The sequence below is a fragment of the Eikenella corrodens genome, from assembly GCF_900187105.1.
In the GTDB taxonomy this organism is placed as follows: Bacteria; Pseudomonadota; Gammaproteobacteria; order Burkholderiales; family Neisseriaceae; genus Eikenella; species Eikenella corrodens.
Genome location: NZ_LT906482.1, coordinates 742,420 through 763,744 on the forward strand (window position 1 = coordinate 742,420; position 21,325 = coordinate 763,744).

At 52.3% G+C, this 21,325-nt stretch carries 19 protein-coding genes and 1 pseudogene; 5 read left to right on the forward strand and 15 right to left on the reverse strand.

What is annotated here, in order from left to right:
• Positions 1–68 precede the first annotated feature (68 nt).
• Positions 69–1,106, forward strand: a complete 1,038-nt coding sequence (gene adhP, locus CKV94_RS03745; RefSeq protein ID WP_003823539.1) for an alcohol dehydrogenase AdhP — start codon at positions 69–71, stop codon at positions 1,104–1,106.
• A gap of 144 nt (positions 1,107–1,250) precedes the next feature.
• On the opposite strand, the gene CKV94_RS03750 is transcribed toward adhP, so the two are convergent.
• From CKV94_RS03750 to pmbA, 3 genes are all read right to left on the reverse strand, one after another.
• Positions 1,251–2,141, reverse strand: a complete 891-nt coding sequence (locus tag CKV94_RS03750) for a DMT family transporter (protein WP_003823540.1) — start codon at positions 2,139–2,141, stop codon at positions 1,251–1,253.
• A 295-nt stretch (positions 2,142–2,436) separates the two neighbouring features.
• Positions 2,437–3,672 carry a PDDEXK-like family protein gene (locus tag CKV94_RS03755; RefSeq protein ID WP_003823541.1) on the reverse strand — a complete coding sequence of 412 codons (1,236 nt, stop codon included), beginning with the start codon at positions 3,670–3,672 and terminating at the stop codon, positions 2,437–2,439.
• Positions 3,673–3,815: 143 nt separating this feature from the next.
• Positions 3,816–5,144, reverse strand: coding sequence for a metalloprotease PmbA (pmbA, locus tag CKV94_RS03760; RefSeq protein WP_003823544.1), 1,329 nt, complete (start codon positions 5,142–5,144; stop codon positions 3,816–3,818).
• 118 nt (positions 5,145–5,262) lie between these two features.
• Here pmbA and zwf point away from each other — a divergent pair, with 118 nt between their 5' ends.
• The 3 genes and pseudogenes from zwf (at position 5,263) to CKV94_RS03775 (ending at position 9,336) form a co-directional block, all read left to right on the forward strand.
• Complete coding sequence (gene zwf / locus CKV94_RS03765; protein ID WP_003823545.1) at positions 5,263–6,711, forward strand: glucose-6-phosphate dehydrogenase; 1,449 nt, start codon at positions 5,263–5,265, stop codon at positions 6,709–6,711.
• A gap of 352 nt (positions 6,712–7,063) precedes the next feature.
• Positions 7,064–7,718, forward strand: a pseudogene (locus tag CKV94_RS03770) (IS1595 family transposase).
• Positions 7,719–7,902: 184 nt separating this feature from the next.
• Positions 7,903–9,336, forward strand: a complete 1,434-nt coding sequence (locus CKV94_RS03775; protein WP_003823548.1) for an amino acid permease — start codon at positions 7,903–7,905, stop codon at positions 9,334–9,336.
• A gap of 146 nt (positions 9,337–9,482) precedes the next feature.
• On the opposite strand, the gene CKV94_RS03780 is transcribed toward CKV94_RS03775, so the two are convergent.
• The 3 genes from CKV94_RS03780 to lnt form a co-directional block, all read right to left on the reverse strand.
• Complete coding sequence (locus CKV94_RS03780) at positions 9,483–10,322, reverse strand: tetratricopeptide repeat protein (RefSeq protein ID WP_003823550.1); 840 nt, start codon at positions 10,320–10,322, stop codon at positions 9,483–9,485.
• Positions 10,323–10,593: 271 nt separating this feature from the next.
• A complete protein-coding gene (gene rpoH / locus CKV94_RS03785) occupies positions 10,594–11,445 on the reverse strand; it encodes an RNA polymerase sigma factor RpoH (RefSeq protein ID WP_003823551.1) in 852 nt (283 codons plus the stop codon).
• Between the two features lie 191 nt (positions 11,446–11,636).
• A complete protein-coding gene (gene lnt / locus CKV94_RS03790) occupies positions 11,637–13,271 on the reverse strand; it encodes an apolipoprotein N-acyltransferase (RefSeq protein ID WP_003823552.1) in 1,635 nt (544 codons plus the stop codon).
• Between the two features lie 222 nt (positions 13,272–13,493).
• On the opposite strand from lnt, the gene coaD reads away from it, so the two are divergent.
• Positions 13,494–14,009 (forward strand): pantetheine-phosphate adenylyltransferase, encoded by a 516-nt coding sequence (gene coaD, locus CKV94_RS03795; protein ID WP_003823556.1) that lies wholly within the window; start codon positions 13,494–13,496, stop codon positions 14,007–14,009.
• A 352-nt stretch (positions 14,010–14,361) separates the two neighbouring features.
• Here the strand turns inward: coaD and CKV94_RS03805 are convergent, their stop codons facing one another.
• Genes CKV94_RS03805 through CKV94_RS03845 form a run of 9 tightly spaced genes read right to left on the reverse strand, consistent with a single transcriptional unit; the run spans position 14,362 to position 21,295 of the window.
• Positions 14,362–14,787 (reverse strand): F0F1 ATP synthase subunit epsilon, encoded by a 426-nt coding sequence (locus CKV94_RS03805; protein ID WP_003823558.1) that lies wholly within the window; start codon positions 14,785–14,787, stop codon positions 14,362–14,364.
• A 10-nt stretch (positions 14,788–14,797) separates the two neighbouring features.
• The gene (gene atpD / locus CKV94_RS03810; RefSeq protein WP_003823559.1) at positions 14,798–16,195 is read right to left on the reverse strand and encodes a F0F1 ATP synthase subunit beta; all 1,398 of its coding nucleotides are present in this window, start codon (positions 16,193–16,195) and stop codon (positions 14,798–14,800) included.
• Positions 16,196–16,235: 40 nt separating this feature from the next.
• A complete protein-coding gene (gene atpG, locus CKV94_RS03815; RefSeq protein WP_003823560.1) occupies positions 16,236–17,114 on the reverse strand; it encodes a F0F1 ATP synthase subunit gamma in 879 nt (292 codons plus the stop codon).
• 24 nt (positions 17,115–17,138) lie between these two features.
• Positions 17,139–18,686, reverse strand: coding sequence for a F0F1 ATP synthase subunit alpha (gene atpA, locus CKV94_RS03820; RefSeq protein ID WP_003823561.1), 1,548 nt, complete (start codon positions 18,684–18,686; stop codon positions 17,139–17,141).
• A 9-nt stretch (positions 18,687–18,695) separates the two neighbouring features.
• Entirely contained in the window at positions 18,696–19,241 is a 546-nt protein-coding gene (locus CKV94_RS03825; protein ID WP_003823562.1) for a F0F1 ATP synthase subunit delta, read from the reverse strand.
• Positions 19,242–19,245: 4 nt separating this feature from the next.
• Entirely contained in the window at positions 19,246–19,716 is a 471-nt protein-coding gene (locus CKV94_RS03830; protein WP_003823563.1) for a F0F1 ATP synthase subunit B, read from the reverse strand.
• A gap of 54 nt (positions 19,717–19,770) precedes the next feature.
• A complete protein-coding gene (gene atpE / locus CKV94_RS03835; RefSeq protein WP_003823565.1) occupies positions 19,771–20,025 on the reverse strand; it encodes a F0F1 ATP synthase subunit C in 255 nt (84 codons plus the stop codon).
• Between the two features lie 57 nt (positions 20,026–20,082).
• Complete coding sequence (atpB, locus tag CKV94_RS03840) at positions 20,083–20,952, reverse strand: F0F1 ATP synthase subunit A (protein ID WP_003823566.1); 870 nt, start codon at positions 20,950–20,952, stop codon at positions 20,083–20,085.
• The gene (locus CKV94_RS03845) at positions 20,942–21,295 is read right to left on the reverse strand and encodes an ATP synthase subunit I (protein ID WP_003823567.1); all 354 of its coding nucleotides are present in this window, start codon (positions 21,293–21,295) and stop codon (positions 20,942–20,944) included. Before CKV94_RS03845 ends, atpB begins: the two co-directional genes overlap by 11 nt.
• Positions 21,296–21,325: the final 30 nt, after the last annotated feature.

Below are 21,325 nucleotides of genomic sequence, written 5' to 3' on the forward strand. Positions count from 1 at the left end.
TTGGGAAAAGTGCATACTCACGATTGAGTAGTCCCCCTAATCAACTAATCAGCACAAGGATCATAGCCATGAAAATGAAAGCAGCAGTTGTTACCCCCCAATGCGATGGTAACGTAGAAATCGTTGAGCGCGACATCCCTGCCGTGGGTGCGGGCGAAGCGCTGGTGGAAGTGGAATACTGCGGCGTGTGCCACACCGACTTGCACGTGGCTGCCGGCGACTACGGTAAAAAACCCGGCCGCGTGCTCGGCCACGAAGGCATCGGCATCGTGAAGCAGATTGCCCCTGATGTAACCACCCTGAAAGTAGGCGACCGCGTGAGCATTGCCTGGCTGTTTGCCAGCTGCGGCCACTGCGAATACTGCATCACCGGCCGCGAAACCTTCTGCCGCAGCGTGCTGAACGCCGGCTACACCGCCGACGGCGGCATGGCCACCCACTGCGTGGTGAAAGCCGATTATGCGGTGAAAGTGCCGGAAGGCCTCGATCCCGCTCAGGCCAGCAGCATCACCTGCGCCGGCGTAACCACCTATAAAGCCATCAAAGTGGCCGGCGCTGCGCCCGGTCAGTGGATTGCCATCTACGGCGCCGGCGGCTTGGGCAACCTGGCCGTGCAATACGCCAAGAAAGTGTTCGGCGCACACGTGATCGCCGTAGACATCAACGACGACAAACTGGCTCTGGCCAAAGAGTCCGGCGCTGATTTGATTGTGAACCCGGCCAAACAAGACGCTGCCAAGTTCATTCAAGAGAAAACCGGCGGCGCACACTCCGCCGTGGTAACCGCCGTGTCTCGTGCTGCATTCAATTCCGCCGTGGATTGCGTGCGCGCTTGCGGCCGCGTGGTAGCCGTTGGCCTGCCGCCAGAAACCATGGATTTGTCGATTCCGCGCCTGGTGCTGGACGGCATCGAAGTGGTGGGCTCTCTGGTGGGCACACGCAAAGACTTGGAAGAAGCCTTCCAATTCGGCGCCGAAGGCATCGTGGTACCCGTGGTGCAGCTGCGCCAGCTGGACGAAGCCAACACCATTTTCCAAGAAATGCGCGACGGCAAAATCCAAGGCCGTATGGTTATCGACATGAAAGCCTGCGGTTGCCATCACTAAACCTTAGGCTGTAAACAAACAGGCCGCTCCAAAAATGGGGCGGCCTGTTTTGCGGATGAGGCTACCTGAAACCTTGGAGCTTGCTGTGCTGCGTTTAAACTTCGTTGCCGCACACGTTTTCAGGTAGCCTTTCCCTTTATCTATTTATTCCACATAACGAACCCCTTGCGCCACTTCCCTACGCCTCAACCATTTCGGCACAAACACCGCCGCCAAAGTAGCCGCCACCACCAACACAATCCCCAGCCACGACAGTACCGAAATCTGCTCACCCAAAATCAACACCGCCAGCCACGCCCCAAAAATCGGCCCCAGCGCCGATAAAATGCCCGAAAAATTCGCCGACACCGTTTTCATCCCGATATTCCATAAATTGTAGGCCAGCCAGCTGCAACACACCCCCAAATACACCAGCCCCAGCGTGCCGCGCCAATTCCAATCGATATGCAGGCTGTCGGCCAGCGTCAAACTTGCCGGCAGGCACAGCAGCGGCGCTACCGCCATCGTTATCGAAGTAAACGCCTGCACCCCCACCTTTTCAATCATCTTCTGCGAAGGGCGCAATACCGCACAAAACACCGTATTGCCCAACATCACCAACGTGCAGCCCCAAAGGCTGATTTCCCCGCTGCTCTTGCCGCCCGCAATCAGCAGCGCCACCCCGGCAAACGCCGCCACACCGCACAGCCACACAAACCAATGCGCCCGGTCGTGGAAAAAGAAGTGGCCGATAAACACCGTTAAAATCGGGCTCAAGCCGATAATCGTAGTGGCGCTGGCCGCCGACGTATATTTCGCCCCCACAAATTCCGGCATCATTACCATCACATAATTCAAAAACGACAGCCACAGCAAACCCCGCCAATACCGCGCATCAATCTGCCGCCAATAGCGCAAACACAGCGGCAAGGCCAGAACAGAAGCAATCATCAGCCGAAACAACAACATAAGCTCCGGCTCCATCATCGTGTAGGTATATTTGGCCGCAATAAAAGCGCTGCTCCATAAAAGCAGCGCAACAATTTGGTAAAACACAGCTCCCCCTCAGGCACATCCTGCCGAAAAACTATAGTGTAAACAGTATACTACACCCATATAACTGCCAGCAAGGGCAGAAACAGGCTTCCCGCACAAACCCTGCGCTAAAGCAAACAAACCCTGCCTCGCAGTCGCTTTTTTGCACACATTATTTCATTCAGGCTACCTGAAATGTGGGCTAGGTATCGATGCCTAATCTACGATAGGCTCTTTTCCAAACAGCATGGAATAAGGCTACCTGAAACTTTCAAGTAGCCTTCTCATGACTATACTGGCATACACTACCTACTGTTTATTTCAACTCGAATGGCAAGCCTTGTTCAAAATAGCTATTGATGCTGTTTAAAAACGGCTGCCACGATTGGAAAATTGCTTCAGCAAGTTTACCTGTACTCACATCTTGCCATGTTTTAGGTGTCCAATTTTCCAAATGGGGCTCGCGATAGTATTTCCAAGCCAACCACCATTTGTTACGCTTAGTGCCCTCTAGTTGGGCAATTTCAGTTAAGTAATTGCCTAAAGATTGATATGTAGCTTCAGTTACTCCATCTTTATAACACCGAATACCATAGTAGATCTTTTTAAACACTGGCTCCTGACTTTCCAGCGTAATACTGATAGCATCTGTTTCATGAAAAAAACCAATCATTGCATACCTAGCATAAATAGAATTTGACCTGCCTATTTTCCATCCGTTATTAGCTAATTCAGGGTAGGCTTCTATACATTTTTCTTGTAACTGCTGGACTAGTGTTTCAGTCAAGTAATCATAAATTGCCTCTTTTTGATTCATGAGTGTTAATGCACTAATAAGCAGATTCTTATCTTTGATAATTTGTTTGATCAATTCATCAGATCGTTCTATTTTCCCCATAATCTCTTCTTTCAAAAAACGTTGGAAATAAACGGTAAATTCTTTCAAGGCAGGAGCAACTATCGGTGTATCTGCCAACCATTCTATGATTTGTCCGGCAGACAGTACGCTGGCTTGGCGATTGTTTAATAAGTCTTGCCATTCTTCCTCGCTAACAGACTCTTGACTTGGGTTATCTCCCCAGACAGGCAAATAAACAATATGGCAGTTTTCCGCGGAAGCATAGCATTGGAGATCTTGCCAATAGTCGGCTATTTGTTCGTTTTGGTCGCCTGCACCTCGTAGTTTGTTTTCAATAGAAACTACCCATTTCCTTTTTCCTTTTAGGCTACCTGAAAGCCAAATATCGTGGCGGCGCATACTGTCCTGAAGCATTTTTTCACAAACAACTTCCACCTTATCGTAGGCCAGGAAATCGCTACGCCCGATGGCCTTGAGAAAGCTATTGAGAAATAAATCGCGCTGGCCGTGTGTTTCCTCAGGGTTCAGCAGAAAAGCGAGAATATCAGATACGCCTGTTTCATCTGTTTTCAGAAAACGCAGCGGATTAAAGCGGTTGGCATCTTGTAGTTCGGCGCGCAAGCTTTGCACACGTTGCTGCTCCAGCTCGTTGGCAAACCAGCGCAGCAAATGGAGGATTTTTTCTTGAGACATGGTTCTCCTTTGGATTTCAGTAGTTACAAAATTTTGTTTTGAATAAAGTAAAAGGCTACCTGAAAACGGTAATGCGGCAGGTTCAATTCGTTGCAGCCCACGTTTTCAGGTAGCCTTTTTTACCACATCCGGCACACGCCCGCTCAATGCCCGGCCACGGTCATCTGTTCGAGCAGCAGGGAGCCGGTTTTGTGGGCGCTGCGTTTGAGGGCGTCGTTGGCGGCGCCGGCGATGTTGGGCAGCATGTCTTGCAGGCGGCTGGCGATGGTGATTTCCTGCACGGGGTAGGCGATTTGGCCGTTTTCCACCCAAAAGCCGGCGGCGCCGCGCGAGTAGTCGCCGGTGAGGGTGTTGACGCCTTGGCCCATGAGTTCGGTAACGAGCAGGCCGCTGCCCATTTCACGCAGGAGCTCGGCTTGGCTTGGGTGGGTGTGGCTGAGGATGAGGTTGTGGGCACCGCCGGCGTTGGCGGTGGTGGGCAGGCCGAGCTTGCGGGCGCTGTAGCTGCTGAGGAAGTAGCCTTGGATGATGCCATTTTCAATCACGAAGCGGGGGCGGGTGGCGACGCCTTCGGCATCGAAGGCGGTGCTGGCCAAGGCTTTGGGCAGGTGCGGCTCTTCGCGCAGGCTGAGGGCGGCGGGAAGGATTTGGCGGCCAATGCTGTCTTGCAGGAAGCTGGTTTGGCGATAGAGCGCGCCGCCGCTGAGTGCGCCGGCGAGGTGGCCGATAAGGCTGCCTGAAACGGTGGCATCGAACAGCACGGGGTAGCTACCGGTGGGCAGGCTTTGGGCGCCGAGGCGCTGCACGGCGCGGCGGGCGGCGGTTTGGCCGATGTGTTCGGGCGTATCCAAATCGGCGCTGCTGCGGGCGAGGTCGTACCAATAATCGCGCTGCATGCCGCTGCCGCTGCCGGCCACCACGCTGCAAGACAGGCTGTGGCGGCTGCTGCGCTGGTGTTGCATAAAGCCATGGCTGTTGCCGTATACGTATTGGTAGTGGCCGGTTTGGATGTAGGCGCCTTCGGAATTGCTGATGCGGGAATCGGCGGCGCGGGCGGCGGCTTCGCTGCGGCGGGCGAGCTCGGCGGCTTCGGCGGTGCTCAGCGGCCATTCGTAGTAGCTTTGCAAATCGGGAAATTCGGTGGCCATCAGGGCGGCTTCGGCCAGGCCGGCGCAGGGGTCTTCGGCGGTGTAGCGGGCGATGTCGAGCGCGGCGCGCACGGTGTCGGCAATGGCGGCGGGGGAAAAATCGGCGGTGCTGGCGCGGCCTTTACGACGGCCTACATACACGGTGAGGTCGAGCGATTTGTCTTGCTGGTATTCGATGTGCTCGATTTCCTGCAGCCGCACCTGCACGGATTGGCCGATGGATTCGCTCACGTCGGCTTCGGCTGCAGTGGCGCCGCCGGCTTTGGCCAGCTCGAGGGCTTGGGCGCAAACGTCGCGCAGGGTTTGTTCGCTGTGGTTGAACATGGTGGTGTGCCCGTATCAAATGAAAACGCCGTATTGTACCTGAGCCGATGCTAAATTTTCAGGTAGCCTGACGGCGGGGCTATAATGCGCCTGTTTTTTCTTAACGGCCTATCCAACCATGCCTACCCCTTTCGATATCGTCTTCTTCGGCGGCACCGGCGACCTCGTGATGCGTAAGCTGCTGCCCGCCCTCTATCAAGCCCATGCCGCCGGCACGCTGCACCCGGGCGGCCGCATCATCGGCCTTGGCCGCCGCGATTTAGGGCGCGAAGGCTACCTGAAAAAAGTGGAGGAATCCGCCCGGCCGCATATTCCCAACCTCGAAGCCAAAACGTGGCATACCTTCTGCCAACGCATCAACTATCTGCCCGTAGACGCCGAAAACGCCGAACAATTCCACCACCTCGCCGCGCTGCTCGGCGCCGAAGCCGGGCAAAACAGCCGCGCCCTGGTGATTTACCTTTCCACCGCGCCGCACTATTTCATGCCCATCTGCCGCCATCTGGCTGCCGCCGGGCTGAACCGCCCCGCAACCCGCATCGTGCTGGAAAAACCGCTCGGCCACGACCTTGCCTCCGCACAAAGCATCAACACCGCCGTGGCCGCCTTCTTCCGCGAAGAGCAGATCTACCGTATCGACCATTATCTCGGCAAAGAGCCCGTGCAAAACCTGCTCGCCCTGCGCTTTGCCAACCGCCTGTTCGAGCCATTGTGGTGTGCCGCCCAAATCCGCGCCGTGGAAATCACCATTGCCGAAGAGCTCGGCGTGGAAAAACGCGGCGAGTTCTACGACCAAACCGGGGCCCTGCGCGATATGCTGCAAAACCACCTGTTGCAGCTTTTGTGTTTCACCGCGATGGAGCCGCCGCTCTCACTCGGCGACAGCGACGTGCGCAATGCCAAGCTCAACGTCTTACGCGCACTCAAGCCCTTCAACGCCTACAGCGTGCGCGCCGACGTGGTGCGCGGCCAATATACCGCCGGCCAAATCCGGGGCGAAAACGTATGCGGCTACCGCGAAGAAGCCAATGTCTCCCCGCAAAGCCTTACCGAAACCTTTATCGCCCTGCGTGCCGAAATCGACAACCCGCGCTGGCGCGGCGTGCCCTTCCTGCTGCGCAGCGGCAAGCGCATGGCCGGGCGGCTGGCCGAAATCGTGCTTCACTTCTGGCCGGAGGCCCACCCCGTATTCGGCTGCGGCGGCTCGCCCAACCGCATCAGCGTGCGCCTGCAGCCGCAAGAATCCGTGAAGCTGTTCCTGCAAATGAAAGCCCCCGGCACCAGCCTGTGCGTACACGAAGCCGCGCTGGATTTGGACTTACTCAAAATATTCCCCGAACGCCGTGCCGACGCTTACGAGCGCCTGCTGCTCGACGCGATAGACGGCAAGCTCGCCCTCTTCATGCGCAGCGACGAACTCGAAGCAGCCTGGCGCTGGCTCCAGCCCGTGCTCGACGACTGGGTGGCACGCCAACCCGAACCCCAGCCCTACCCTGCCGGCAGCCACGCCCCCGAAGCCGCCATCGAAATGGCCGCCGCCTGCGGCGTGGATTGGCGCAATCGCTAGGGCCAAAGGCTACCTGAAAACTCAATATCGCAAATAGACGGTTTTCAGGTAGCCTCAAGTATGCGGATGTGGTGTTTATGACACGTTGCGATAACTGGGTTCGGTAGCTCAAAATCTCGCGCAAAGCTAGGTATCATGCCGCTCTCAGGCGAATCAGAAGCCCTTGTTTCGAGTAATGTTTCTATTAAAAATGGCAGCATATGCCGTTTATTTGATTTAACTTCGGGTTTAAGCAGTTTTAGCGGGTGGTAATTGCTCCTATAATGCCCCCAAAGTTAAGGAGGGAATCTTTGCTAATTTGCAGTTTTGCCAAGGGGCTGTACTATATTAGCAGATATGTTACCCTCGAAACATGAAGATAACGCACTGCAAATTAAGGAAAAAAGTACAGAAAGAACTGCTCCGTTTTTTTTGTGCTGGAAGTTACCGCCCGTTCTGCCGCCGATATTTTGGGTATCCATCCCAATTCGGCAGCCCTGTTCTACCGCAAAATCCGTATGGTCATCAGCCATCATTTGGCCTTGGCTGCCGATGAGGTTTTCGATGGCTCTGTCGAATTGGACGAAAGCTATTTCGGCGGACGGCGTAAAGGCAGACGTGGTCGCGGTGCGGCAGGAAAAGTGGTTGTCTTTGGCATTCTGAAACGCAACGGACGGGTCTATACCGTTGTGGTGGATAATGCCAAGTCCGATACTTTGATGCCTGTTATCAAACAGAAAATCATGCCGGACAGTATTGTTTATACCGATAGTCTGAGCAGTTACGACAAGTTGGACGTGAGCGGTTTTATCCATTACCGCATCAACTATTCCAAGGAATTTGCAGACCGTCAGAACCACATTAACGGCATTGAGAACTTTTGGAATCAGGCAAAACGCGTCTTACGGAAATACAACGGAATCGACCGCAAATCTTTCCCGCTGTTCTTGAAAGAATGTGAGTTTCGATTTAACTTTGGCACACCGTCCCGGCAGCTTAAAATCCTGCGGGAGTGGTGTGGAATTTAGGGCTAATCTACGTCAGCCCCTTTGCCAAAGTTTCCGTTTCGGTTTGGTTGCCATTAGGCAGCCTGGTTAGGAGAAATAGAGCATGAGTACACCGAACCCAAACCCTTCAACCGCGGCCAACCCTGCTGCCACGCAGGCCAACAAAAACAAAATCCGCCGCAACCTGAAAACCCGCCATCTCTCGATGATCGCCATCGGCGGCAGCATCGGCACCGGCCTGTTTATGGCCAGCGGCAGCGCCATTCATATGGCGGGCCCGGGCGGCGCATTGGTGGCCTATGCCGCCATCGGCCTGATGGTGTATTTCCTGATGACTTCCTTGGGCGAAATGGCCACCCATCTGCCGGTGTCCGGCTCGTTCTCCACTTATGCCGCCAAGTTTGTCGATCCCTCGCTGGGTTATGCCTTGGGCTGGAATTATTGGTTTAGCTGGGTCATCACCGTAGCAGTAGACATTTCTATTGCCGCCTTGGTAATCACGTATTGGGAACCGATGCGCTTTATGCCGCCCTGGGGCTGGAGCCTGCTGTTTTTCGGGCTGATTGTGCTGCTAAATTTATTATCGGTAGAAGCTTTCGGCGAATCGGAATATTGGTTTTCGCTGGTTAAAGTGGTTACGGTAGTCGCCTTCCTCGGCGTGGGCATGCTGACGATTTTCGGTATTCTCGGCGGCGACTATGTGGGTCTGGCTAATTTTACCGTGGGCGACGCGCCATTTTTAGGCAACGGTTTTTCAGGTAGCTTCTTAACCATGCTGGGCGTATTCCTGATTGCCGGCTTCTCTTTCCAAGGCACAGAACTCATCGGCATTACCGCCGGCGAATCGGAAAACCCGAAAGAGAGTATCCCGAAAGCCGTGAAACAGGTGTTTTGGCGCATTCTGATTTTCTATATTTTGTCGATTTTTGTGATCGGCCTGCTGATTCCCTATACCAGCCCGGAATTGCTGGGGGCGGAAAACGTGTCTGAGATTGCCAAATCGCCGTTTACGTTGGTGTTTGAGCGCGCCGGTTTGGCTATGGCGGCGGCAGTGATGAATGCGGTCATCCTCACTTCCATTCTCTCCGCCGGCAATTCGGGTATGTATGCTTCGGTGCGCATGTTGTATGCCATGGGCAAAAGCGGCATGGCTTATAAGAGCTTCCGCAAGGTAAACCGCTTCGGCGTACCGGTACGTTCGGTGCTGGCCACGGCAGTGGTGGTGCTGTTGCTGTTTTTAATCGAGATTTTCAACGACCACGCTTATGAATATATTCTGGCCGCTTCAAGCTTAACCGGCTTCATCTCTTGGCTGGGTATCGCCATCAGCCACTACCGCTTCCGCCGTGCCTATATCGCCCAGGGCTTCGATTTGAAAGACTTGGATTACCGTGCCAAATGGTTCCCCTTCGGCCCGCTGGTTGCGCTGGTGTTGTGCGTGTTGGTGATTCTGGGGCAGGATACACAGCTGGTAATGCATGGCGACGTGGACTGGGAACGAATTGTGGTGACCTATATGGGCCTGCCCGTATTCTTCGGTTTCTACCTCTACCACAAGCTGCGTTATCGCACTCACCTGATTCCGCTGGAAGAAGTGGATTTGGGGGATGAAGAAGACGAGGATGATGAAGACGAATAGTTTGTCTGCTTAGATACGGAAGGCTACCTGAAAATATTTTTCAGGTAGCCTTTGACATTTCATCAGCAAGTAACACGGCAAGGCAAGCCAAGATAGCAGAAAGAAATAGTTGCTCTAACTCTAACAGCTTGCCTCGGCTACATCTTTCACTCCCCACCACCACGAATATCTTGCAAAATCCGCCTTGCTTCATCATCTCCTTGGGCCATAGCTTTTTCAAACCATCCAATAGCCACCGCACGATTAGGTAACACACCCTCCATTCCCCGATAATAAATCTTGCCTAACATCACTTGTGCATCTTGGTTCCCCTGTGCCGCCGATTGCTCGAACCAGCGCATGGCTGTATGGATATCCGACATCACACCCAATCCTTCGAGGTACATTCTGCCGAGATTAAACGCCCCTGCACTTTCACCCTGTGCCTCCGCCCGCTCAAACCATTGTTTGGCCAGTGCATAATTTTGAGGCTTCCCCACTCCCTCCAAATACATCAAACCTAAACTATTTTGTGACACCGGATAACCTCGTAGTGCCGCCTGTTCATCCAGCTCTACCAAACGCCGATCATCCCGTTCTCCCCCCAACCCATGCCGGTACATACCTGCCAGAAACATCATAGCTGGCGGCATCCAGCGCATGGCAGCCTTTTCAAACCACTGCCTAGCCCGAACATAATCCGGCCTGCCAGATTCAGGCTGGTAATACATTACCCCCAAATGATATGGCGCAACTATATGCCCCTGAGATGATGCTGCCTCATACCATTTCCGCGCCAACGCAGCATTCCGCTCCACACCCAACCCATGCTCATAAGCCACACCCAAAGTAAATTGGGCATTCATATCGCTTCGCTCAGCCTGTTGCTGCAACATAACCACGCCCGAGTTTCCGCTTGCTGTGGAAACCTCCCCACTTATCCATCCATCCGCCCAAGCAAAACCATTTACTACCAATAACGCCACCATACAAACTACCCTCTTCATTATGCCTCCTTAAAATGAAATTCACACGATCACTGCACAGCCCACAAATCAGCACCTCTAATTTTTCAGGTAGCCTCCATCCCCATCTGCAAGCAAGCGACATACCATACACCGGCTACCTGAAAGCCAAGCGGCAACGACGTTGAAGCGTAACAAGGCAGGGCTGGCCAAATATACAATGCGGACTCAACCATAATCCATGCAAAGCCCAAACACTATCCAATAAAAAAGCTGCCCTTTCGGGCAGCCTTCATTCATCTGTACAAGCAGCTTACTCTTCACTCATAAAGCCACGCAATTTTTGAATGGCTTTGGCTTCAATCTGGCGGATACGCTCAGCGGAAACGCCGTATTCGGCAGCCAGTTCGTGCAGGGTGAGGCCGCCGTCGTCTTGCAGCCAGCGGCTTTCCACGATACGCCGGCTACGGTCATCCAGCTGGGCAAGCGCGTTTTGCAGGCCTTCGGTCTGCATGGCGTAGCGGGCTTTTTGGGCAATTTGCTGGGTGGGCTCGCTGCGGGTATCGGCCAACCAGTCGATGGGAGCGTAGCTGTCTTCATCGCTATCGCTGTTGTCCGGCAGCAAAGCAATATCTTTGCCAGTCATGCGCTGTTCCATTTCCAGCACTTCGTCCATTTTCACACCCAAATCGTCGGCGATGGTTTGCGCTTCTTCGGGCGAGAGGGCGTTCATGCTTTTACGCATGCTGCGCAGGTTGAAGAAAAGTTTGCGCTGCGGCTTGGTGGTGGCCACGCGCACCATGCGCCAGTTGCGCAGGATAAATTCGTGGATTTCAGCCTTAATCCAATGTACGGCAAAGGAAAACAGGCGGGCGCCGCGATTGGGTTCATAACGTTTTACGGCTTTCATCAAGCCGATGTTGCCTTCTTGAATCAGGTCGGCTTGGTTGAGGCCGTAGCCATCGTAGCCGCGTGCGATGGATACCACTACGCGCAGATGCGACAAAATCAGTTTCTTGGCGGCTTCCAGGTCGCCTTGCAGCTGGCGTACAGCCAAGCTGTGTTCTTCCTCTGCCGTGAGCAGCGGGATGCTGTTTACCGTGTGAATGTATTGCTCCAAGCTGCCGTGGCCGCTGGGGATGGGCAATGCAAATGCGTTATTCATTGTTCTCTGATTCCTTTTGGTATTTTACACCGCCTTCGGCGGCATTTATCTCTTCTGTCTCTTTAGTTACAGGGGTGATTAAACACCTATATTGTGTGATTTTGGTTTACGATAGGTTAAATTTTGTATTTTTTAAATTCTAATTTATTTTCTATATTGCAATAACCAGCAACAACTTCGGGCAACCGTATTTATTTGCCCTCATCTTTCGGCTCGGCACTTGGCTCGCTGCTTTTTTCAGGTAGCCTTTCCTCTATTGCATCGGAAGCAGGTTTGCAACGCGGCAGATAGCCGGCCAGAATCAGCAATACGGCCAAACACAACAAACCGCACACCAATGGCAGCGAGCCGCCCATTTTCATATACGGGGTTTCGCCGCGATAACCTTCAATATTGCCTTCGAGCACGGTGCGGGTGTCGGGCGGGGCGAGTTTCACCACTTGGCCTTGCGGGTTGATGATGGCGGTGGCGCCGGTGTTGGTGGCACGTACCATATAGCGGCCGAGCTCAAGGGCACGGGTTTGCGATATTTGCAAATGCTGGTGGATGGCGTTGGAGCGGACAAACCAGCCCAAATTGCTCACGTTGGCCAGGAGGCTGGCTTGTTTGGCAGAAGCAATTAGTTCGTCGCCAAAGCCGTCTTCGTAGCACACGTTAAACGTCACGCGCTGGTTGGCCAAAAGCAGCGGTGCTTGGGCGCTGCCGCCACGGTCAAAACCAGCCAAGGGCATGTTCATCATGCGGTACAGCGGCTCGGTAATAGCGGGCAGGGGTTTGTATTCGCCAAAGGGCACGAGGTGGTTTTTGGCGTAGAACGGGATGTCGTCTGGGCGGTCGGGATGGTAATTGCTCAAGTTAATCACGGCATTTAGGTAGCCTGTACGCTGCTGATTGTATTGGGCAATACCCATGGCGAGCGCGCTGCCGTTGCGCTGGGCTTCGTAGGCAAATTGGTCGAGGATGCCGGGATTGTATTCCTGCAAGTCCTGCCGCATCACGGGAATGGAGGTTTCGGGCAGGATGGTGATGTCGGCATGGCTGTTGGCTACTTGTTCATAGTAGCTTTGCATGGTTTCGTTCAGATAGTCGGCATCCCATTTCAAAGTTTGCGCGATATTGCCTTGCACCAACGCCACGGTGGCGCTGCTGCCATCGGGCTCGGTGAAACGCACTTGGCGCAGCTGCCAGCCGCCGGCGATAACGCCGACGAGCAACACGAGCGGCAATACCCGCCGCTTCCAACCTTGGTTGTGCAGCACCAGCACCAGCCACGCGCCGCAAAAGGCGCACAGCAGGGTAAGCAAGTGCACCCCGCCCACGGGGGCATAACCGGCTAGTGGGGAAAAGTCGGCCACCTGGCTGTAACCCAACGCACCCCAACCGAAGCCGGTAATCGCCCGCTCGCGGGCAAATTCGGCCAGCGCCCACAACACGGGCAGCAAAAGACCAATACGCCAACCACGGGGTAGGCGCGCTTTTTCCAGCAACCAAAAGCAGGCGGCAGGATAAAGAGCAAGATAAGCGGGCAACAGAATGGTGAGCGGTAAGGCATACAGATTGGGCAGGCCGGATATGTCGTGCAGCGCGGTGTGTATCCAATAGAACTGTGCAGCGTAGCCCACCAACCCGAAACAGTAGGCGCCAAACACGCTGTTTTGCGGCCGTAGCTCGGTGAGCCGAATCAGGGCACCTAACAGCAGCGGCATCAGCCAAAAATGGTAATACGGCGCAAACGCCAGCGGCGTGGCGGCTGCCAGCAGCATTACCAGCGGCCAATACACATAGCGCCGACTACACCAATCCTCAAATTTCGCAACCCAATTCATGTTTTCAGGTAGCCTTGATAAAGAAGCGGCATTATATAGCCAAATTATCGCTGCATGGTGTTTTCAGGTAGCCTTTTCTGGCTGGAGGCTACCTGAAAACGCAATGGCTGAAGATACCGAGTAACAGCCTCAACCTGCACAACCTACCAAAATAAACTTGCACTGCCGCAGCAAGCGGGGTAGGCTTCGCCCGTTTTTAATTTGTCGTATGCAGAACCAACCATGAAACCACACCACCGCCGCGCCGTTTACGCCGGCAGTTTCGACCCCCCCACCAACGGCCACCTATGGATGATCCGCCACGCACAGGCCATGTTTGACGAACTTATCGTGGCCATCGGCACCAATCCCGACAAGCAGGCCACCTACACACTGGAAGAGCGCAAAGCTATGTTGGTGGACATCACCGCCGAATTCCCCAATGTGCGCGTTACTCAGTTCCACAACCGTTTTCTGGTTGATTTTGCCGATAGCATCCAAGCCGATTTCGTGGTGCGTGGCATCCGCAGCGGCTCAGACTATGAATACGAACGTGCCATGCGCTACATCAATGCCGACCTGCAACCAGCCATCACCACCGTTATCCTGATGCCGCCGCGCGAATTTGCCGAAGTATCTTCCACCATGGTCAAAGGCATGGTCGGCCCGCAAAACTGGCAGAAAACCATCCGCCGCTATGTCCCCGATGCTGTGTACCGTAAAATACTGGCTGACCACGGCTGTTTGGCTGAAGATTGATTGCCCACCATCCGCCCCTCAAGGCAGGCTACCTGAAAACGATATTGCTGGCGGAGTAGGTATGTTCCCTTGGCCTCAACTTTTTCAGGTAGCCTTATAGCAAACCAACTTAACACTCACTACAGTGTTGGTTCACCTGGCTGTGCGCCTACCACCTTGTATAGTGAATTAACAAAAACCAGTACAGCGTTGGTTCGCCTTGCCGTACTATTTGTACTGTCTGCGGCTCGCCGCCTTGTCCTGATTTAAATTTAATCCACTATATCGAAAATCAATTTGGCTTGCCATCACCAACAAGAAAAATAAAGCACGATGTGATCGTGCTTTATTTTCGTCCGTCGAACCGATTGGTTTAACGCTTGTGTTTAATGCGCAGGTAATTAAGAGCCTTCAATTCAGCCAGTGCAATCGCCAATGCTGCCTGGGCTTTAGCCATTGACTCATCATCTTTGGCCTGTTTCACACCGGCTTCGGCAGCTTTTCTAGCTTCCTCCGCACGTGCCTGATCCAGCTCGGCACTGCGCACAGCCACGTCGGCCAAAATCATGATTTTGTGTGGCTGCACTTCCAAAATACCGCCGGAAACGGCCACCAACACCTCTTCTTCCTGCTCCGGTACCTGCAAACGCAGCACCCCAGGGCGCACCAAGCTCATAATCGGCTCGTGGCGCGGGTAAATACCGAGCTCGCCGTTTAGGGTCGGCACCACGGCGAAGCTGGCTTCGCCGGAGTAGATACTCTCCTCGTTGCTGACCACATCAACTTGCATGATACTCATGCTGCATTCCTCAGTTCAGGGTTTTGGCTTTTTCCACAGCCTCTTCGATGCCACCTACCATATAGAAGGCCTGCTCCGGCAGGTGGTCGTATTCGCCACTCAGAATAGCTTTGAAGCCGGCCACGGTATCGCGCAGCGAAACGTATTTGCCGGGTGAGCCGGTAAACACTTCTGCCACATGGAAAGGCTGCGACAAGAAACGCTGGATCTTACGGGCACGCATCACAGTCATCTTGTCTTCGTCAGACAACTCGTCCATACCCAAAATGGCGATGATATCGCGCAACTCTTTGTATTTCTGCAAGGTAGATTGCACGCCACGAGCCACATCGTAGTGCTCTTGGCCGAGCACCATCGGATCGAGCTGGCGAGAAGTGGAGTCCAGAGGGTCTACCGCAGGGTAAATACCCAAGGAAGCAATATCACGACTCAATACTACAGTCGCATCCAAGTGGGCAAACGTAGTGGCGGGAGACGGGTCGGTCAAGTCGTCGGCCGGTACATATACGGCTTGGATAGAGGTAATGGAACCAGTTTGGGTGGAGGTAATACGCTCCTGCAAACGACCCATTTCTTCAGCCAAAGTTGGCTGATAACCCACAGCAGAAGGCATACGGCCAAGCAGAGCCGACACTTCGGTACCCGCCAGAGTATAGCGGTAGATATTATCCACAAAGAATAATACGTCACGGCCTTTGCCGTTTTCGTCTTTTTCGTCACGGAAGTATTCAGCCATCGACAAACCAGTTAGAGCAACACGCAAGCGGTTACCAGGCGGCTCGTTCATCTGGCCATACACCATTGCCACTTTATCCAACACGTTGGAGTCTTTCATTTCGTGGTAGAAGTCGTTACCTTCACGAGTACGCTCACCCACACCGGCGAATACGGAAAGACCACTGTGCGCTTTGGCAATGTTGTTAATCAGCTCCATCATGTTCACGGTTTTGCCCACACCGGCACCGCCAAACAGACCCACTTTACCACCTTTAGCAAACGGACAAAGCAAATCGATCACTTTAATGCCTGTTTCCAACAATTCGGTAGTGCTGGAGAGTTCGTCGAACTTAGGTGCAAATTGATGAATAGCACGGGTTTGGTCAGAACCGATCGGACCTTGTTCGTCCACGGGGTTGCCCAGAACGTCCATGATGCGGCCTAGGGTGGCTTTCCCCACCGGCACAGTAATCGGTGCACCAGTATTTTGCACAGCCAAGCCACGTTTCAAACCGTCTGTACTACCCATCGCAATGGTACGGACAACGCCGTCACCAAGCTGCTGCTGTACTTCCAGCGTCAAATCAGTATCAACCAGTTTGAGTGCATCGTAAACACGCGGAATGGCGGTACGCGGAAACTCCACGTCGACTACCGCACCAATAATTTGTACGATTTTGCCTTGGTTCATTTATCTATCCTAAATATTCAAATCTGCCTGCTCTGCCCACCTATACTGCAGCGGCACCGGCTACAATTTCCGACAATTCAGTAGTAATCGCTGCCTGACGGGATTTGTTGTAAATCAGGCGTAATTCCTTAATTGCGTTGCTTGCGTTATCCGTAGCGGCCTTCATTGCTACCATACGGGCAGACTGCTCGGAAGCCATGTTTTCACACAAAGCCTGATACACCACCGATTCCAAATAGCGGCGTACCAAATATTCCAACACCAAAATTGGTGACGGCTCATAAACATATTCTCGGCCGTATTCTTCTGCTTCCGATATTTCGTTCAGCACATTGTGGCCGATAGGCAGCAAGGTCTCCAAATTTGGCTCTTGGCGCATGGTATTGATAAATCTAGAATACACCAAGTGCACAATATCCAAGCCACCATCAGCATAACGCTGAAACACTTCAGTCAGCGAACCAAGCAGCACTTCCATCTTCGGAGTGTCACCCAGATTCACCGCACTGGCCACCACATTGAGGCCTGCACGATTACAGGCAGCTAAGCCTTTACTACCGAAGCAGATAACCTCCACCTCCACTCCCTGCTGCTGATACTCTTGCACCTGCCCCAAAAACTTCTTTAGCAAATTGGCATTCAACCCGCCACACAAGCCCTTGTCGGTAGTGATCAAGATGAAACCAGCACGCCGAATGTTTTCTCGGCTTTCCAAGATTGGCAACTGCTTATGCTCAGTTTCTACCTGCGCCAAGTGGCTCATCACTATGCGCACTTTCTCGGCATAAGGCCGTGCCAAACGCATTCTGTCCTGCGTTTTCCGCATTTTGGAAGTCGATACCATCTGCATGGCTTTGGTAATCTTCTGTGTATTCTGTACACTGCGGATTTTTGTGAGGATTTCTTTCCCTACTGCCATTTCAGACTTTTCCTTTTCTGCGGTTTAAGCCGAGTAGTTGCGGGAGGCTTTAAATGTGTTGATAGCTTCGGTCAAAACTTGCTCGTTCTCATCACTCATCACGCCTTGCTGATTGATTTGATCCAGCACATCGGCGTGTTGCGTGCGCACATAGCCCAAAAAGTCAGCCTCAAACGCTAATGCCTTAGATACCGGTATATCTTCGTAAGAGCCTTTGTTAATTGCCCACAAGGTCAAAGCCATTTCAGCAATACTCATGGTGCTGAATTGTTTTTGCTTCATCAATTCAGTAACCACTTCACCATGTTGCAACTGCTTGCGGGTAGCCTCGTCCAAATCAGAAGCAAATTGAGAGAATGCTGCCAATTCGCGATATTGAGCCAAAGCCAAACGGATACCACCACCCAATTTCTTGATAACCTTGGTTTGAGCGGAACCACCCACGCGTGATACAGAAATACCTGCGTTAATGGCCGGACGAATACCTGAGTTGAACAAATCGGTTTCTAAGAAAATCTGGCCGTCAGTAATAGAAATTACGTTAGTCGGCACGAAAGCAGACACGTCACCAGCTTGGGTTTCGATAATCGGCAACGCGGTCAATGACCCCGTCTTACCTTTTACTTCGCCATTCGTACGTTTTTCCACCTCATCAGCATTGATGCGTGCGGCTCGCTCCAACAGACGACTGTGCAGATAGAAGACATCACCTGGATAAGCTTCGCGACCAGGCGGGCGACGCAACAGCAAAGAAATCTGACGATAGGCAACGGCTTGTTTGGACAAGTCATCATATACAATCAACGCATCTTCACCACGATCACGGAAATACTCGCCCATCGTGCAACCAGAATACGGAGCGATGAATTGCAGAGCTGCTGCTTCAGAAGCAGTTGCCGCCACCACAATGGTATGCTCCATCGCGCCATGCTCTTCCAGTTTGCGTACCACGTTGGCAATAGAAGAGGCTTTTTGCCCGATTGCCACATAAATACAGATAACACCGGTACCTTTTTGATTGACAATCGCATCCAATGCAACAGCTGTCTTACCAGTTTGACGGTCGCCAATAATCAATTCACGCTGGCCACGACCAATCGGTACCATAGAATCCACTGATTTCAAGCCAGTTTGCATTGGCTGATCTACGGATTGGCGTGCAATTACACCCGGAGCGATTTTCTCAATCGGCGCAGTTTCTTTAGCGTTAATAGAGCCTTTGCCATCAATCGGTTGACCCAGGGCGTTCACGACACGGCCAACTAGCTCACGACCAACCGGCACTTCCAAAATACGGCCGGTACATTTAACTTGATCGCCTTCTTTAATGTGCTCGTACTCGCCTAATACAATCGCACCAACCGAGTCACGCTCCAAGTTCATGGCCAAGCCGAACGTGTTGCCGGGGAACTCTAACATCTCACCCTGCATTACATCCGACAATCCGTGTACACGCACGATACCGTCGGTCACAGAAATCACACCCCCATAGGTGTTGGCTTCCTGTTTTACATTCAGGTTTTCAATTTTAGATTTTAACAACTCACTGATTTCAGCAGGATTAAGCTGCATGAAACTCTCCTAATTTATCATGGCCGTATACAGGTTTTTCAACTTCCCCCGCACGGACAAGTCCAAAACTTTATCTCCAACTTCAATTTTGATACCACCAATCAGCTCGGGCACCACCTTTAAGGTAGCCTCCAGCTTGTGGCCAAACTTCTGCTGGCAATCACTTACCACCTTGGCGAACTGTCCTTCACTCATCGGGAAGGCACTGTAAATTATAGCCTTCTGTATATGGTCTTTTGCCAGCACCAATGCTTGATATTGGTTATAGACTTCTGGCAAAACTGTCAATCTACCACCTTCAGCCAGCACATACAGAAAATTTTTGAAATCCGTATATTGCAGCGTCTGGATATCATCCAGCAATCCAATCAAGGCATCTGCCTTCTGGTGAGGAGCGATGCCAGCATCATCCAGTAACGTGATAAGCTTAGGTTGTCCGACAGCCCACGCCAAATCTTTCAGCTTCTCCAACCAAAGTTCGACTTGGCCTTTTTCAGATGCCAATTCAAATAATGCTTTGGCATATGGCCTGGCAATGGTGGCAAGTTCAGCCATAGTTTTACAGCTCCTGCTTCAACATACCCAGCAATTGGGCATGTTTATCGGCATTAATCTCGCTGCACAGAATCTGTTCAGCACCTTTAACTGCCAGCGCAGCCACCTGCTCACGCAGAGCTTCGCGTGCCCGATTAACTTCCTGCTCCACATCGGCCTTAGCCTGTGCAGCAACACGAGCAGCCTCATCAGAGGCCTGCTTTTTGGCATCCTCAACGATTTGAGAGGCTCGCTTCTCTGCATTAGTGATGATTTCGGCAACTTGATCACGACCTTCAGCCATGAGTTCAGCCACACGCTTTTCAGCCTGTTCGAAATCACTTTTTCCACGCTCGGCAGCAGCCAAACCTTCGGCAATTTTGCTGGCACGCTCATCTAAAGCCTTAGCAATGGGTGGCCACACGAATTTCACGGTGAACCACACCAGCAGGCAAAAGACAATTATTTGTATGATTAAAGCTGAATTAATATTCACTTTACTCAACCTTCACAGTTAGGGTTAAAACAAACGTCAAAAGTTTGTGTAATCTTAACCTGCAACTGCCGGGGCAAACGGATTCACGAAGGCGAACAGCAAAGCAACAGCCACGCCGATCAAGAATGCCGCGTCGATCAAACCGGCAATCAGGAATAATTTGGTTTGCAGCGGTTCAATCAGCTCAGGCTGGCGAGCAGAAGCCTCCAGATACTTTGAGCCCACGAACGCGATACTAGCCGCAGCAGCCACAGCACCGAACGCAACAATCAGGCCGCAAGTGATGGCCAATGCACTATTCAAATCCATTTAAAACTCCTTATCTAAAAGTGAAAGTTAAACTACTACAAAAAAAACAACAAACTACTAATGAGAACTATGTGCCTGACCGATATAAACAAAAGCCAAAGCAACGAAAATAAACGCTTGTAACACAATAACCAAAATATGGAATACTGCCCAAATAAACCCAGCCAAGATATGGAAGAACGCCAGCACTGGGTCAATCCAGGTAACTGCTTCACCCGGCATAGCCCAAGCACCACCCAGCATAGCAATCAGCAAAAACACCAACTCACCAGCATACATATTACCGAACAGTCGCATGCCGTGCGAAATGGTTTTGGAAGAAAACTCCACCAGATTCAAAATAAAATTGAACGGAGCCAGCCAAATACCAAAGGGGGCAGCAAACAGCTCATGAATCCAACCACCCAACCCTTTAATTTTGACATTAAACATGAAACAGGTAAGTAGCACACCAATCGACATACCCAGAGTAATATTTAAATCTGCAGTTGGTACCACACGCAGTAGGGCATGATGATTACCAGTTACATGCTGCCAAATCCACGGCAACAAATCCACCGGCAGTAAGTCCATAGTATTCATCAGGACAATCCAAACAAACAGCGCCAAACCCAACGGCGCCACTGTTTTACGCGATTGCTCATTGTGAATAATACCCTTGCACAAATTATCGATAAACTCGAACAAGATTTCTATAGCAGCTTGAAAACGCCCCGGCACCCCTGGCGTCGCCTTGCGAGCGGCATACCACATTGCCAGCGACCCGAGAACCGCCAAAAAAGCCGCAATAAAAAGGGAATCCAAGTTTATAAACGAGAAGTCGGCAATATTTTGCAGACCCTGTCCTTTGCTTACATCCGACAAACTGGTCAAGCTTTGCAAATGGTGCTTGATGTAGTCGGCTGCACTCATGCTTTCACCGGCCATACTTCTTAACCTTCAAAAATATCAGTAACACCGCATGACTCACCGCACCCAGCCCGACAATAAACGGAACGAACACGATGTGTTGGCGATAAAAAACGAACACCAGCGCCATTAACACGAGCGCCAGTACTATTTTTAAACTTTCTCCCAGCCAGAATGCGCTGCCACTCCATTTCGGAAACTTCAGGAAAAACCTTAAAACTAGTACCGCTAAGATGGTGGGTACGGTATAACACAAACAACCCAGCGCTGCCGACTTAGCTGCAACCGTACCGGAAAACACCCAAAAAACAGCAACAAGTATCGCCGTGATTACCAATTGGAGATAAATTGTTGCCGCCATACATCCATCTTCATACACTAAATGTTAGCT